Raw genomic sequence first — 13,130 nt, 5'->3', positions numbered from 1 at the left:
CCGCGCGCGCCCGCTGCCCGCCGGGCACCAGGTAGGTGATCCCCCCATGGCCCCCCGTACCCCCGTCCTGCGCGCGTCCGACGTCCGCGTGTCCTACGACGGCCGACCTGTCCTCCGCGGTGTCGACCTCGCCGTCGACCCCGGCCACCGCACGGGCCTCGTCGGCGAGAACGGCGTCGGCAAGTCCACGCTCCTGCGCGTCCTCGCAGGCGTCACCGTGCCCGACGGCGGCACGGTCACCCGGCCGCCCGACCTCGGGTTCCTGCACCAGGAGTTCCCGTACCCGCCGTCGAGCACCGTGCGGGAGGTCGTCGACGACGCGCTCGCCGAGGTCCGGGCGATCGAGCGCGACCTGGAGGCAGCGGCTACGGCGCTGTCGGCGTCGTCGTCGAGCACCTCCGGGGCATCCGGACCCGATACCGAGGACGTGTACGCGCGGGCCCTCGCCCGCGCCGAGCTCGCGGACGTGTGGGACGCCGACGCGCGCGCCGCGCGCATGCTCGCCGGCCTCGGCCTGGACGTCGACGGGGTCGCGACCCGCCCGGTGGGCTCGCTCTCGGGCGGGCAGCGCACGCGGCTCGGCCTCGCGGCGCTGCTCGTCCGCCAGCCGGGCGCGCTGCTCCTCGACGAGCCCACGAACCACCTCGACGACCAGGCCGCCGAGTTCCTGGCCGCCGCGCTGCGCGCCCTGCCGGGCGCCGTCGTGCTGGCAAGCCACGACCGCGTGTTCCTGGACGAGGTGTGCACCGAGATCCTCGACCTCGACCCCGTCGCGGAGCCGCTGCGTCCCGGGTCGACGGGCGCCCCCGGTGCGGGCGGGCGCGCGGACGGGACCGGACCCGGCGGCACGGCCACGCTCTACGGCGGTACGTACAGCGACTATCTCGAGGCCAAGCGCGTCGAGCGCGAGCGCTGGGAGCAGCGCTTCGTCGCGGAGCAGGCGGAGCTCGCCGAGCTGCGCCGGTCCGTCGCGGTCACGGCGCGCGACGTGAGCAAGGACCGTGAGCGCGGCAACCAGGCGAAGATCCTCTACGACTTCAAGGGTGAGCGGGTCCAGAGCCAGGTCGCGCGGCGGGTGCGCAACGCGCGCCTGCGTCTGGACACGCTCGAGCGCGTGCAGGTGCGCAAGCCTCCCGCGCCGCTGCGGTTCGCACCGCCGCGGAGCCTGGGCACGCTCGGCGGGGGCGACCTCGTGGCGTGGGCGCGGGACGTCGTCGTGCACGGGGACGGGCACTCGGGACCGGACGCCGGGACGGGCGAGCGGGCCGACCGGCTCGACATGGTGAGGTCCGGGGTCCGTTCGATCGAGGTCTCCCGGGACACCCGGCTGCTCGTCACGGGTGCCAACGGCGCCGGGAAGTCCACGCTCCTGCACCTGCTCGCGGGCGACCTCGTGCCCGACGCCGGCACGGTCGGCCGGGCGCGCGGCGCTCGCGTGGGTCTGCTCGAGCAGGACGTGCACCTGCACGACGACGCCCGCACGCCCCGCGAGCTGCTCGCCATCGTGCAGGGGGTCGACCCGGCGGACGCGCGCGACGCGCAGGTCGACGCGCACGGGCTCGTCGCGCCCCGCGACCTCGGGCGGCCCCTCGCGGACCTGTCGGTGGGACAACGCCGTCGCGTGGTCCTGGCGATGCTCGTCACCCAGGCTCCGGACGTCCTGCTGCTCGACGAGCCGACGAACCACGTGTCGCTCACGCTCGCGGGCGAGCTCATGGACGCGGTCGAGGACTGGCCGGGCGCCGTCGTCGTGGCGTCGCACGACCGGTGGCTGCGACGGCGCTGGACCGGCGCCGTCGTGCATCTCGCGTGAGCCCGGCCGCGTCAGCGCTCCGCGGGCCTGTGTACCCGTGGAGTGCTGACAACTCGCGGCCCGTACGGCCTGTCAGCACCGAGCGGGTCCAGGGGTCCGTGGGGCGCTGACAACGTGCTGGCCCCCGGTGCCCGGCGGCGCCTACGGTCGTGGGTGTGGACCGAGAGCCGGAGATCGCACGTCAGCAGGAGAACACGTGGAAGCAAGTCGTCGCGTCGCTCGCCGACGCCGACCGGCTGCAGCTCTTCGCGCGCGTCGTGACCGACGGGCCCGCGGAGGCGACCCTGTCCACGGACGACCGGCGCCGGCTCGCGCCGCTGCTCGCGGCGGGGGTCGTCGTGCGCGACGACGCCGGGTTCCTCCGCGCGGCGCCCGAGCGGTTCGCCGCCCTGCTGGCCACGACGCCGTCCCCGCAGCCCAGCGGCCCCGAGCGCTTCCTCACCGACGGTCGCCTCCTGCGCAGCCCGAAGCGGCTGCGCGACCGGCAGCTCGTCGTCCGGTACCTCGCGGCCCAGGTGCTCCCGCTCGAGGAGCCCGTCACCGAGCTCACCCTGACGAAGCGCCTCGCGTCCCGGGCGGCGGACCCGGTGTCGCTGCGTCGCGCGATGGTCGACGCCGGCCTCGTGCACCGCACGCGCGACGGCGCGGAGTACTGGCGCACGGTCGTCACCGAGTTCGACGACGTGTGACCTGCGCCCGGCTAGGGTCGAGGCATGAGCAGCGAGCGCGCCGTCGCGGCGCTGGAGGCGTCGGGCATCGAGTTCACGATCACGCGGCACGGGCGCGTCGGGTCGCTCGAGGAGGCGGCGGCCGCGCGCGGCGTGGAGCCGTCGCGCGTCCTCAAGACGATCGTCGTGCGCCGCGCGGACGACGACTTCCTCTTCGTCCTCGTCCCGGGCGACCGGCAGATCTCGTGGCCGAAGCTCCGGACGCTGCTCGGCGTCTCGCGCCTGTCGATGCCGGACAAGGATGTCGCGCGCGACGTCACGGGGTACGAGCGCGGGACCATCACCCCGTTCGGTGCGACCCGGGCCTGGCCTGTCGTGGCGGACGCGCGGATCGCGCCCGACGGCGTCGGGCACCCGGTCTCGATCGGCGCCGGCGCGCACGGGGTGGCGGCGACCGTCGACGGACGCGAGCTCGTAGGGGCGCTCGACGCGCAGGTCGCGGACGTGACCGAGCCGCTGTGACGCCCACGCGCGTCGCTCCCGCCGCCCGGATGTGAGGGTTTCGGGAAGGTCGCAGACCCTGCTTCCGGGGGGTGGTGCGCGCGGCGCGACGGGTGCACACTCGTGGTGCTCCGGTCGTGGTCGACCGTCGACAGGTGGCCCGGAGGAGTCCCGCGGGGCGCGCGGGGAACACGCCGTCGGCACCGGGCGTTGCCCGAGGAGGACCGGCGGCAGACGCAGGACGACTCGAAAGACGGTGAGCTGGACCGTGACGGACTCAGGCAGCGCGATCGACCGGACGAGCGGGATCGCTTACGCCCCGGCGGACGGTGGCGTCGTGGTCTCGATGTGGGGAGAGGTCGACGCCGCCCTGCGCGATCGTGCGAGCGAGGCGATGTCCTACGTCATCGACACGCGGGGACGCGTCGTCGTGGACGTCGCGGACGTGACCTTCATCGACTCCTCGGGCATCGCGTTCATCATCCAGCTCTACATGATGGGCGAGGAGGAGGGGCGTGAGGTCGTGCTGCGCGACCCGTCCCCGAGCATCGTCGAGCTGCTCGAGATGATCGGGATGGGCGGGCGCCTGCCCGTCGTGCGCAGCGGGGCGCCGGCCGGCCCCATCGAGGTCGTCGGCGTGCGCTGACGTCGGTCAGGCGGAGCCGTACGGCGGGTCGTCGTCGCGGGCCGGGCGGTCCCGCGTGCGGTCCCCGGGCTCCGGCGCGGTCGGCGCGTCCTGCGCTCCCGGGCCGTACGTCGCCGACCCGCGCGGCGGGTTCTCCACCGGGAGCTTCTGGCGCAGCGCGGACCAGTAGAGGCCGGTGAGCATCCCGCCGACGACGCAGATCGGCACGAGCGCCCCACGGAACCACATCGCGGAGCATGCGACGAGAGCGCCGAACACCATCGGTACCGCGAGGTCGAGCGTCCGCCTGTCCACCGAGTGCCTCCTTGCGCCGGGTCCGTGCGCACCGGACCCGGGCGCGCACGGGGAGCCTACCGCGCGGCGTCCGGACCTGCGGAGACGCTCGCCGCCCAGGTCCGCCGCGCACCTCCGCCGGTCCCCGCCGCGTCGTCGCGCTCCAGCACGCCGGCACGGTGGCCGGCGTACCCCCAGACGGCGAGGGCGAGCATCGGTCCCCAGAACCAGGCGGGGAAGAGCAGCGCACCGAGGGGGCCGATGAGCGCGAGCAGCGGGATCGCGGCGCCGCAGAGCATCACGGCGACGGCGGCGCCCGGGACGATCGCCGCGGCAGGCGGGACGGACCGGCCCGCGAGGCCGGGGAACCACCGCGGGAACCGCTCGCCCCAGGGGAGGATCAGGCCGAGCGTGAGGACGAACCCGAGCCACGCCCCGGAGGACAGGGCGAGGCCCTGGATCCGGACGGACAGCTCGAGGCCCTCACCGCCGGCCTGCGGCCAGGGCGTGATCCAGGTGAGACGAGCCAGGGCGTACGGCAGCGGGCCGAGCGCGGCGAGGATCGTGAAGAGACGTCGGTGCCGGGTCACCCACGCTGTGGCGCCGCGCAGCGAGCCGGTCTGCCAGGCGCGCACCGCGAGGAGGCCTGCCCACGCGGTGGCGGTCGTGAGGGTGAGGACGACGCCGAGCACGGGCCAGCGATCGCGCCACAGTGCGGCCGTGACGTTGTCGAACCAGGTCCCGAACGCGTCGCGCGCGACCACGACGCCGACGACGGCGAGCACCCCGCCGATCACGACCGGCACCCGCCACGACGGACGCGTGCGGAACACCTGCACCGCCACGACCACGACGAGGAACGGCACGAGCAGCGACGTGAGATAGCCCGCGACGCTCAGCGTCCCCGACCCCTGCGCGAGGAAGCCGAAGCCGAGGACCTGGAGCGCCGCGACGGCCGTGACGACGCGAGTCGCCCCGCGCCGGAGCGGACGGTCGCGGCGCGCCACGAGGGTGGCCGCCGTCGCGACGCCGAGCAGCCCGACGGCGAGCAGCGCCCACGTGAGGGCGCTGCCCGACAGCAGCGCCTGCCCGAGCACGCCCTCCTCCTGGAGCGGATCGAGGTCGGGGCGTGCCACGAAGACGGCGAGCAGCGCCGTCGTCGCGGCGGACGCGGCGAGCGAGGCAACCGTGAGGCGGCGGCCGACCGCGACCGGCGCACCGGGTGCGGTGGCCGTGCCCTCTGGGGCTGCGGACGGCGGGGGGTGGGGTGTGGTGCGCGGTGCGGCCATGTCTCCTCCAGTGGTGGGTGGTTCCACCGTGGCTCGCGCCGGACGCCGGAGGATCACCCGCCGAGGGGACCAGGCTCACCCGCACGCGGGACCGCGATCAGGGGCGCAGCCCGCCCCGTGCGTCCTCGCGTCGTCCCGCGGGAGGTGGTGCGCACACCCGTTCCACGAGCTCCGTCACGGCGGCCCGGACCGCGCCCGGCGCGCTCCCCGTCTCGATCGCGAGGGCGGCGCGGTCGAACGCCGCGGAGAGCAGGAGCGTGAGCGCGTCGAGCCGCGCGTCGTCCGGCCCCCTGTCGCTCCGCACGCGCGGCGCCTCGGCCCCCGGCTCGCGCGTCGCTTCGCCGAGCGCGGCGCCGAGCCCTTCGCGCAGCGTGCGGCGTGCGTGGCGGGCGTCGAGCGCGTCGACCTCCGCGGCGCCGAGCACGGCGGGGGCGTCGACGAGCAGGAGCCGGGTGCGTCCCGGGACGCCCATCGCGTCGAGGTAGGCGCGCGCGCCGTCCACGAGTCCGCGCCGGGCCGCGGCGGGGTCGTCGGCGCCTGGAGCGTCCAGGGTGTCGGGGTCGTCGGCGCCCGGGGATCCCGTGCGGTGCTCGATCTCGGTCGCGACGGCGGCGGCCTCCGCCTCGACGACCGCGCGGAACAGGTCCTGCTTGTCCACGTAGTGGTGGTAGAGCGCACCGCGCGTGACGCGCGCGGCCGTGGCGATCTGCGGCGTCGACGTCGCGGCGTACCCGTTCGCGACGAAGAGCTCGCGCGCGGCGGCGACCAGCGCGGCGCGCGTCGTGCGGGTGCGTTCGACATTGGTGCGTCGGACCTCTTGCATACCGACAGACTGTACGTCAGTATCGATCTACAGACAGGCTGTATGTTTATGAGCGCCGATGCCGGCCCGACAGCCGCCCGGCCGAGAGGACGAGAGGACGAGACCATGCGCATCACGAGCTACTACCCGGTGATCATGACGAGCGACGTCGCCGGGACCACAGCGTTCTACGTCGAGCACCTCGACTTCCGGCCGCTCTTCACGAGCGACTGGTACGTGCACCTGCAGTCCACCCACGACGAGTCGGTGAACCTCGCCGTGCTCGACGGTGACCACGAGACGATCCCGGAGGTCGGGCGCGGGCGCGTCGCCGGCCTCCTGCTGAACTTCGAGGTCGAGGACGTCGACGCCGTCCACGAACGGTTCGTGGCCGCCGAGCTCCCGGTCCTGCGCACCCTGCGCGACGAGGCGTTCGGCCAGCGGCACTTCATCACGGCCGACCCGAACGGCGTGCTGATCGACGTCATCACGCCGATCCCGCCGACCGAGGACTTCGCGGACCAGTACGACCCTTCCGCGCGCCCCACGGCGTAGGGCGCCGCCACGCCGACGCCGTGTCACGAAACGGCGGCTCGGCAGTCTCTCCTGCGGGGGCAGGAGGGCGACCCAACGGTTGGGGGGCGTCGCGCGTCATGGACGGGTGGACGCCCGCCGCGGGCAGAGAGGAACGCCCGGTGCCGTCGAAGGAGATCAGCATGTCAGCAGCATCGTCCCCGCTCGAGCGTGAGCTGCGGCGGATGGAGGTCATCGAGCGCCGCGAACAGCTCCGGCTCGTGGGGCGGGTCGCGCCGCGCGTGGCCGAGCGTCGCCGCTGGGCGGACGCCCCGCGCCGCCAGTCGACCGCGACGGCGGCCCGGTAGCACCGACCGGGTGATGCACTTCCGTTCGAGCTATGCACTCTCGCGTGCATCACTCGAACGGAAGTGCATCACTCGGCGGTCGGTCGGGCGGGTGTGCCCAGGTCGGCGAGGTCGCGCGCCCGTAACAGCACGTCGTCGAGCATCTGCGGTGTGAGGCGCCCGGTGAACGTGTTCTGCTGGCTCACGTGGAAGCACCCCAGGAGGGTGAGGCTCTGCGCCCCGGCCGCAGGGGCGTCGTCGGGCACGCCGCGCCCGGGTGAATGACGGCGCAGCGTCACCTCCGCGCCGTGCGCGAACCGCGGGCGGGGCCGCGGGACGTCCCATCCCTGCTCGGCGAGCGTGGACAGCAGCGCCTGCCACCCGAACCCTCCGAGCACCACTGCCACGCGCACCGTCGCGTCGAGGAGCTCGATCTCGCGCTCGAGGTACGGCCCGCAGCGGCGCCGCTCCTCGGGGAGCGGCTTGTTGTCGGGCGGGGCGCACCGGACGGGCGCGGTGACGCGGATCCCGCTGAGGCGCAGGCCGTCGTCGGCGGAGACCGACGTCGCCTGGCTCGCCAGGCCCGTGCGGTGCGCGGCGAAGAGGAAGTCGCCGCTGCGGTCGCCCGTGAACATGCGCCCGGTGCGGTTGGCACCGTGCGCCGCGGGCGCGAGGCCGACGACGACGATCCCCGCGCGCTCGTCCCCGAATCCCGGCACGGGCCGGGCCCAGTAGTCGTCGTCGCGGAACGACGCACGTTTGACCTCGGCGACGTGCTCGCGCCACGCGACGAGGCGCGGGCACGCGCGGCACTCGACGAGGTGCGCGTCGAGCGCCGCGAGCGTCGGCGCCTCGCGGGCCGCGAGCGGAAAGGCGGGGTCGTCCGGAGTCGGGTCGGGCATCACATCCCCATCTTCCGCGCCGAACACGACGTTGCCGTCGTCATTCGCTGGATGACGACAGCAACGTCGTGCTCGACCGCGCGCAGAGTCGTGGTCGGGCGGGTGGTTGTCGGGCGGGTGGTTCAGGCGCGGGCGTCGGCGACGGCCGCTGCGACTGCGGGCGGCACCGCGTCGTCGGCTGTGATCGGGGCGCCGAACGTGCGTCGGACGCCGAGCAGGAGCGCGCCGGCCACCGTGACCACGCCGAACATCACCGCGGCCATGGTCACCGGCGGCGAGCCGCCGAGCAGACCCGTGACCGGGGCGACGACCGCGCCGACGCCGAACTGGAGCGCGCCGAGCAGCGCCGCCGCGCTGCCGGCGCGGTGCGCGTTGCGCTCGAGCGCGACGGCCGGGACGGACGGCATGACGAAGCCCGCGGTTCCGAGCGTGAGGACGATGAGCGGGACGAGCCACGCGAGCCCGCCGCCCGCGAGCGCGGCGACGAGGAGCGCGCCCGAGAGCACGAAGCCGGCGGCGATCGCGCCCTGCAGGATGCGCTCGGGCGCCACGCGGCCGACGAGCGCGCCGTTGATCTGGCTGCCCGCCGTCACGGACACCGCGCCGATCCCGAACACGACCGCGTACTGCTGCGCCGACATGCCGAAGTAGTCCTGGAAGACGAACGTCGACGCGGAGATGTAGGTGAACATCGCGGCCATGTAGAAGCCGGAGATGAGCGCGAGGCCGATGAACGACCAGTCGGTGACGAGCGACCCGTACGAGCGCAGCGCCGCCGTCGTCCCGCCCGTGCGTCGCCGCTCCACGGGGAGCGACTCGCGCAGCCGCAGCAGCACGACGACGAACAGCGCGACCCCGACGACGGCGAGCGCGACGAACATGCCGCGCCACGAGCCGAAGCGCAGGAACTGGGCGCCGATCGTCGGCGCGAGGATCGGCGCGACGCCGACGACGAGCATGAGCCGTGCGATGACCTTGCCGATCTGGATGCCGTCGAACAGGTCGCGCACGATGGCCATGGACAGCACCATCCCGGCCGCGGCGGCCAGGCCCTGCACGAACCGCAGCCCCGTGAGCATCGCCACGGAGCCGGCGAAGACGATCCCGACCGATGCGGCGACGTAGACGGCGAGCGAGACGAGCAGGGGGGCACGGCGGCCGATCGCGTCGGACACCGAGCCGATGAGGAGCTGCCCGAGCGCGAGCCCGGCGAGGGTCGCCGTGAGCGTGAGCTGGACGCGCGACGCGGTCGTCCCCAGCTCGTCGACGATGAGCGGGAACGCCGAGAGGTAGAGGTCGATCGTCAGCGGGCCGATCGCGGTGAGGGCGGACAGGAGCAGCACGAGGCCCGCGCTGATGCGCGCGGGCCTCGTGGACCGGTCCGCGGGTGCCGAGGCTGCCGGCTCGGTGGCGACGGGCAGCTCAGCGGAGGCGGTCGCGACGGGCGCGGTCGGCGCGAGTGTCGCGGGGGGCGTGGGGGCCATGACTGGCGCAACCCCGCGACCGACGGCGCTGTTCCGGGACGCCGTACGCGATCACATGCTGAGACCTCCGGGTCAGCCCTGCGCGTCGCGCCAGGCGACCCACTCCTTGACGAGCGTGAGGTCATGGTCGGGGCCGCTCGTGCCGACGGTGAGCAGCGTGGCGCCGGCGGCGACGAGCGCCTCCGCCGACTCCGACGGCGGCCTGGACACCGCGACCGAGCGCTCGACGAGCGCCGCGGTGTCGCGACCGACGGCCGCGCCGTGCTCGTCGAGGACCGCGCTCTTGCGCGCGAGGGTCTCGGCGTCGCCGAACGAGTGCCACACGTCCGCGTGCTCGGCCACGATGCGCAGCGTCTTGCGCTCGCCGCCGCCGCCGATCAGCACGGGGATCTCGCGCGTCGGCGCGGGGTTCGACTCCGCCCAGCGCGCCCTGATCCGCGGCAGGGCCTCCGCGAGGTCGGCGATGCGCGACCCGGCGGTGCCGAACTCGTACCCGAACCGGTCGTAGTCCTTCTCGAACCAGCCGGCACCGATGCCGAGGATCAGCCGGCCGCCGCTGATGTGGTCGACCGTGCGGGCCATGTCCGCGAGCAGGTCGGGGTTGCGGTAGCTGTTGCAGGTGACGAGCGCGCCGATCTGGACGCGCTCGGTCTGCTCCGCCCAGGCGCCGAGCATGGTCCAGCACTCGAAGTGCTTGCCGTCGGGGTCGCCGGAGAGCGGGAAGAAATGGTCCCAGTTGAAGATCACGTCCACGCCGAGGTCCTCGGCACGCAGGACGGCGTCGCGGAGCTGGGCGTAGTCGGCGTGCTGGGGCTGGAGCTGGACACCGATGCGGAAGGGGTGCCGGGGAGAGGTCATGCCCGGCAATCTACGTCCCGGTCGAGCACGACGACAGTCGCCCGCGAGCACGAGGTTCGTCCCGCGATCGGGCTGGCGACGACAGCAAGGTCGTGTTCGGCGGACCTCGGTGTACCCGGCCGCCTAGGGTGAGCGCATGAAGCGACTGGTCGGCCTGCTCGTGACGCTCGTGGTCCTCGTCGTGGTGGCGGTCGTCGTCGACCGGGTCGCCGTCCGGTCTGCGGAGGGCGGCGCGGTGACGGCGTTCGAGCAGCAGGCCGACGACGTCACCGGCGCGCAGCTCGACATCACCGGGTTCCCGTTCCTCACCCAGCTCGCGCGCGGCGAGCTCACCCACGTCACGGGCTCCGCCGACACCGCGTCGTTCGGCGGGTACGCCATCTCCGACCTGCAGGTCGAGGCGGACGGCGTGAGCACGTCGGAGCCGTACCGCATCGCGTCCGGGACGGCGTCGGGTGTCATCGCCGACGGGTCGCTCCAGGAGATCGTCGCGGAGCAGTCGGGGCTCGACGTCGGCGTCACCGCGTCCGGGGACGTGCTCGCGCTCGCGTTCGACCTGCTCGGCGCCGAGATCACGGTCGACGTCACGCCGCGCGTCGCGGGGCCGGCCGAGCTCGCGGTCGACGTCGTCGCGGTCCGCACCGCCCTCGGGGTCGTGTCCGTCGACGACCTCCCGTCCGGGATCACCCGCGCGCTCTCCGACCTGCGCGTCCCGCTCGACCTGCCCGACGGCGTCACGCTCGAGTCCGTCGCCGTCGCCGAGGGCGGGGTGCGCGTCGGCGTGACGGGGACCGACGTCGTCGCCGGAGACCTGGTGGCGTCGTGACCGCCGCGCCCGACCCGGCCGCGGGCGCGCCGCCGGTCGACGAGCGTCACGTGCTGGCCGCTCGCCTGGCGACCCACCGGCTGCGGGCGCCCGACCTGCCGGACGTGCCGTCCGCCGTCGGGCACCTGGTGGCCGTGCAGGGGCAGGAGTTCCACCCGTCGCTGTGGGGGCTGACGCGTCGGCTCGACCCGGCCGCGCGCCCCGGCGCGGCGGGCGCCGTCGCCGCGTGCGACCGCGGCGAGGTGCTGCGCACGCACGTCCTGCGCCCCACGTGGCACCTCGTGCGGCCCGACGACGCCCGCTGGCTCGTCGAGCTCAGCGCACCCCGGGTGCACCGGGCGAACGGGACGATGTACCGGCAGGTCGGGACGGCGGGGCACACCGCCGAGATCGACCTCGTCGTCGCCGCCGCGCAGGAGCGGCCCCGGACACGCCGTGAGCTGGCGGCCCTGCTCGCCGCGCACGGGCGGCCACTCGAGGGCATGGCGCTCGGGTACGTGCTCATGCGCGCCGAGCTCGACCGGCTGCTGATCAGCGGGCCCCTCGACGGGAAGCAGCAGACCTACGCGGCCTTCGACGACCGCGTCCCGCCGGGCTACGGACCGCTCGGCGAGCGGTTCGACCGCGACGCCGCGTTCGTCGAGCTGCTGCGCCGCTACCTCGCGAGCCGCGCCTACGCGACCGTCAAGGACGTGGCGCAGTGGTCGGGGTTCACGCTCACCGACGTGCGGCACGCGCTCGGCCTGCTCGGCGGGGAGGTCGTGCCGGTGCCCGGCTCCGGGGCGCTCGACGGACTGACGCTGTGGCGCCTCGCCGAGCCGGGCCAACGCGTGCTCGAGCCGGAGCCGAACGCGCGCGCGGTCGCGCCGGACGGGGACCCCGACAGGCCCGTCGTCGACCTGCTGCAGAGCTACGACGAGCTGTTCATGTCGTACCTCGAGACCCGCGCGCTCGTCGTCGGCGAGGGGGTCGACCTCGGCGACCGGCTCGGCTCGTTCATCCACGGGCTCGCGGTCGACGGGGTCGTGGTCGGCCGGTGGAGGTGGGTCGTCGGGGCGCGGGACGTCGTCGTCGAGCCGCAGTGGCGCCGCGAGCCGACGGCTGCGGAGGTGGCGGCGTTCGACGAGCAGGTCGCCGCCGTCGCGGAGCACTGGGGGCTGCCCGTGCGCGGCAGGTCGACCGGTAGAGCCGAGAAGTGAGCATCCGCCCCGGATCCGAGCAGATCCGGGGCGGATGCTCACTTCTCGGCGTCTCAGGCGGTCGTCGGGCGCGTCACGAGGTGGACGACCACCGCGGCCAGCGCGACCACGCCGACGTACACCGACATCGCGACGGGCGACGTGAGCGCCAGGAGCGTCAGCGCGACGTTCCCCGCGAGGTGGAGCGCCACCGCGGCGGGCACACCGCCGCGCAGGCGCTCGCTGACCAGCCAATACGTGACCGACAGCGGGATCATCGCGAACAGGAACACGACCCCTGCGACGCTCGCGAGCCCTAGCTCCGACTGGAACGTGCCCGTGAGGAAGAACAGCGGCAGGTGCCACGCCGCCCAGATCGCTCCGAGCACGACGGACGTCGCGAGCGGCGAGAGCCGACGGCGCAGTCGCGGCTGCGCGTAGCCGCGCCACCCCAGCTCCTCGGACAGCGGGCCGGCGAACAGCGAGACGAGCGCGAACATCAGCGGCCCGCCCGCCGAGGCGACGGCGGCGGCACCGGCGGACAGGTCCGCCGTCGGGCCGCCGAGGAGCGGCGTGACGAGCGTCGCCACGACGGCGGGGGCCGCACCGATCCCGACGGCGGCCGGGAGCCAGCGCCCGACGGCGCCCCAACGCATCGCTCGGGGGCTGCGGCGCCCCGTGCACCACAGCACGACCGCCGCGAGGCTCGGCCCGAACCCACCGATCGCGTAGAGCGTGAACACGGCCGGGTCGGCGATGTCGCCGCCCAGCAGCCATGCGGCGCCCCACGGGACCCAGGCCAGCGCGAACGCGAGCGCCCAGAACACCCCGAGGCCGCCGCGGAACGAGCCGCGCGGGCCGCTCGGTCCGGGCGAACCGGCTGGGGCCGGGTGGGCCGGTGGGCGGCGGGTCGTCAGGGGCTCGGGTCGGGGGCGTGCGCTCGTCGTCATGCCTCGATCCAACCGGCGCGTCCGACCCGGCGGAGCCCTGCGCGCCCCCCGGGCCGGGTGGGGACAACCCCCGTCGTCCG

Annotated in this window: 15 protein-coding genes; 8 read left to right on the top strand and 7 right to left on the bottom strand. The window is 74.9% G+C overall.

Going from position 1 to position 13,130, the window contains the following annotated elements; translation table 11 throughout:
* Positions 1-46 precede the first annotated feature (46 nt).
* From AC4H2H_RS00495 to AC4H2H_RS00480, 4 genes are all read left to right on the top strand, one after another.
* Positions 47-1,813 carry an ABC-F family ATP-binding cassette domain-containing protein gene (locus AC4H2H_RS00495; protein WP_494368850.1) on the top strand — a complete coding sequence of 589 codons (1,767 nt, stop codon included), beginning with the start codon at positions 47-49 and terminating at the stop codon, positions 1,811-1,813.
* 155 nt (positions 1,814-1,968) lie between these two features.
* Positions 1,969-2,502 (top strand): DUF2087 domain-containing protein, encoded by a 534-nt coding sequence (locus tag AC4H2H_RS00490; protein WP_494368849.1) that lies wholly within the window; start codon positions 1,969-1,971, stop codon positions 2,500-2,502.
* 24 nt (positions 2,503-2,526) lie between these two features.
* The gene (locus tag AC4H2H_RS00485; RefSeq protein WP_494368848.1) at positions 2,527-3,003 is read left to right on the top strand and encodes an aminoacyl-tRNA deacylase; all 477 of its coding nucleotides are present in this window, start codon (positions 2,527-2,529) and stop codon (positions 3,001-3,003) included.
* A gap of 247 nt (positions 3,004-3,250) precedes the next feature.
* The gene (locus AC4H2H_RS00480) at positions 3,251-3,628 is read left to right on the top strand and encodes an STAS domain-containing protein (protein ID WP_494368847.1); all 378 of its coding nucleotides are present in this window, start codon (positions 3,251-3,253) and stop codon (positions 3,626-3,628) included.
* Between the two features lie 6 nt (positions 3,629-3,634).
* Here AC4H2H_RS00480 and AC4H2H_RS00475 read toward each other — a convergent pair whose 3' ends face one another.
* The 3 genes from AC4H2H_RS00475 to AC4H2H_RS00465 all read right to left on the bottom strand — a co-directional run bounded on the left by AC4H2H_RS00475 (position 3,635) and on the right by AC4H2H_RS00465 (position 6,013).
* Entirely contained in the window at positions 3,635-3,922 is a 288-nt protein-coding gene (locus AC4H2H_RS00475; RefSeq protein ID WP_494368846.1) for a hypothetical protein, read from the bottom strand.
* A gap of 56 nt (positions 3,923-3,978) precedes the next feature.
* Entirely contained in the window at positions 3,979-5,190 is a 1,212-nt protein-coding gene (locus AC4H2H_RS00470) for a hypothetical protein (protein WP_494368845.1), read from the bottom strand.
* Between the two features lie 97 nt (positions 5,191-5,287).
* Positions 5,288-6,013, bottom strand: a complete 726-nt coding sequence (locus tag AC4H2H_RS00465) for a helix-turn-helix domain-containing protein (RefSeq protein WP_494368844.1) — start codon at positions 6,011-6,013, stop codon at positions 5,288-5,290.
* A 105-nt stretch (positions 6,014-6,118) separates the two neighbouring features.
* On the opposite strand from AC4H2H_RS00465, the gene AC4H2H_RS00460 reads away from it, so the two are divergent.
* Positions 6,119-6,547, top strand: coding sequence for a VOC family protein (locus AC4H2H_RS00460; protein ID WP_494368843.1), 429 nt, complete (start codon positions 6,119-6,121; stop codon positions 6,545-6,547).
* A gap of 161 nt (positions 6,548-6,708) precedes the next feature.
* The gene (locus AC4H2H_RS00455; protein ID WP_494368842.1) at positions 6,709-6,873 is read left to right on the top strand and encodes a hypothetical protein; all 165 of its coding nucleotides are present in this window, start codon (positions 6,709-6,711) and stop codon (positions 6,871-6,873) included.
* Positions 6,874-6,941: 68 nt separating this feature from the next.
* On the opposite strand, the gene AC4H2H_RS00450 is transcribed toward AC4H2H_RS00455, so the two are convergent.
* The 3 genes from AC4H2H_RS00450 to AC4H2H_RS00440 form a co-directional block, all read right to left on the bottom strand.
* Complete coding sequence (locus AC4H2H_RS00450) at positions 6,942-7,754, bottom strand: uracil-DNA glycosylase (protein WP_494368841.1); 813 nt, start codon at positions 7,752-7,754, stop codon at positions 6,942-6,944.
* 122 nt (positions 7,755-7,876) lie between these two features.
* Positions 7,877-9,238, bottom strand: a complete 1,362-nt coding sequence (locus AC4H2H_RS00445; RefSeq protein WP_494368840.1) for a multidrug effflux MFS transporter — start codon at positions 9,236-9,238, stop codon at positions 7,877-7,879.
* Between the two features lie 72 nt (positions 9,239-9,310).
* Positions 9,311-10,096, bottom strand: coding sequence for an LLM class F420-dependent oxidoreductase (locus tag AC4H2H_RS00440; protein WP_494368839.1), 786 nt, complete (start codon positions 10,094-10,096; stop codon positions 9,311-9,313).
* A 136-nt stretch (positions 10,097-10,232) separates the two neighbouring features.
* On the opposite strand from AC4H2H_RS00440, the gene AC4H2H_RS00435 reads away from it, so the two are divergent.
* The gene (locus tag AC4H2H_RS00435; RefSeq protein ID WP_494368838.1) at positions 10,233-10,922 is read left to right on the top strand and encodes an LmeA family phospholipid-binding protein; all 690 of its coding nucleotides are present in this window, start codon (positions 10,233-10,235) and stop codon (positions 10,920-10,922) included.
* The gene (locus tag AC4H2H_RS00430) at positions 10,919-12,121 is read left to right on the top strand and encodes a DNA glycosylase AlkZ-like family protein (protein ID WP_494368837.1); all 1,203 of its coding nucleotides are present in this window, start codon (positions 10,919-10,921) and stop codon (positions 12,119-12,121) included. Before AC4H2H_RS00435 ends, AC4H2H_RS00430 begins: the two co-directional genes overlap by 4 nt.
* Before the next feature lie 53 nt (positions 12,122-12,174).
* On the opposite strand, the gene AC4H2H_RS00425 is transcribed toward AC4H2H_RS00430, so the two are convergent.
* A complete protein-coding gene (locus tag AC4H2H_RS00425; protein WP_494368836.1) occupies positions 12,175-13,050 on the bottom strand; it encodes a CPBP family intramembrane glutamic endopeptidase in 876 nt (291 codons plus the stop codon).
* Positions 13,051-13,130: the final 80 nt, after the last annotated feature.

The sequence above is a fragment of the Cellulosimicrobium sp. BMG9.22 genome, from assembly GCF_059159975.1.
Note: the sequence above shows the minus strand (reverse complement) of the source record. Positions and strands in the feature narration are given on the sequence as shown.

Bases quoted from the DNA above. Each gene is read 5' to 3' on its own strand.
- AC4H2H_RS00440 (WP_494368839.1), bottom strand. From the start codon at position 10,096: ATGACCTCTCCCCGGCACCCCTTCCGCATCGGTGTCCAGCTCCAGCCC.
- AC4H2H_RS00465 (WP_494368844.1), bottom strand. From the start codon at position 6,013: ATGCAAGAGGTCCGACGCACCAATGTCGAACGCACCCGCACGACGCGC.
- AC4H2H_RS00425 (WP_494368836.1), bottom strand. From the start codon at position 13,050: ATGACGACGAGCGCACGCCCCCGACCCGAGCCCCTGACGACCCGCCGC.
- AC4H2H_RS00435 (WP_494368838.1), top strand. From the start codon at position 10,233: ATGAAGCGACTGGTCGGCCTGCTCGTGACGCTCGTGGTCCTCGTCGTG.
- AC4H2H_RS00445 (WP_494368840.1), bottom strand. From the start codon at position 9,238: ATGGCCCCCACGCCCCCCGCGACACTCGCGCCGACCGCGCCCGTCGCG.
- AC4H2H_RS00470 (WP_494368845.1), bottom strand. From the start codon at position 5,190: ATGGCCGCACCGCGCACCACACCCCACCCCCCGCCGTCCGCAGCCCCA.
- AC4H2H_RS00450 (WP_494368841.1), bottom strand. From the start codon at position 7,754: ATGCCCGACCCGACTCCGGACGACCCCGCCTTTCCGCTCGCGGCCCGC.
- AC4H2H_RS00495 (WP_494368850.1), top strand. From the start codon at position 47: ATGGCCCCCCGTACCCCCGTCCTGCGCGCGTCCGACGTCCGCGTGTCC.
- AC4H2H_RS00485 (WP_494368848.1), top strand. From the start codon at position 2,527: ATGAGCAGCGAGCGCGCCGTCGCGGCGCTGGAGGCGTCGGGCATCGAG.
- AC4H2H_RS00455 (WP_494368842.1), top strand. From the start codon at position 6,709: ATGTCAGCAGCATCGTCCCCGCTCGAGCGTGAGCTGCGGCGGATGGAG.
- AC4H2H_RS00460 (WP_494368843.1), top strand. From the start codon at position 6,119: ATGCGCATCACGAGCTACTACCCGGTGATCATGACGAGCGACGTCGCC.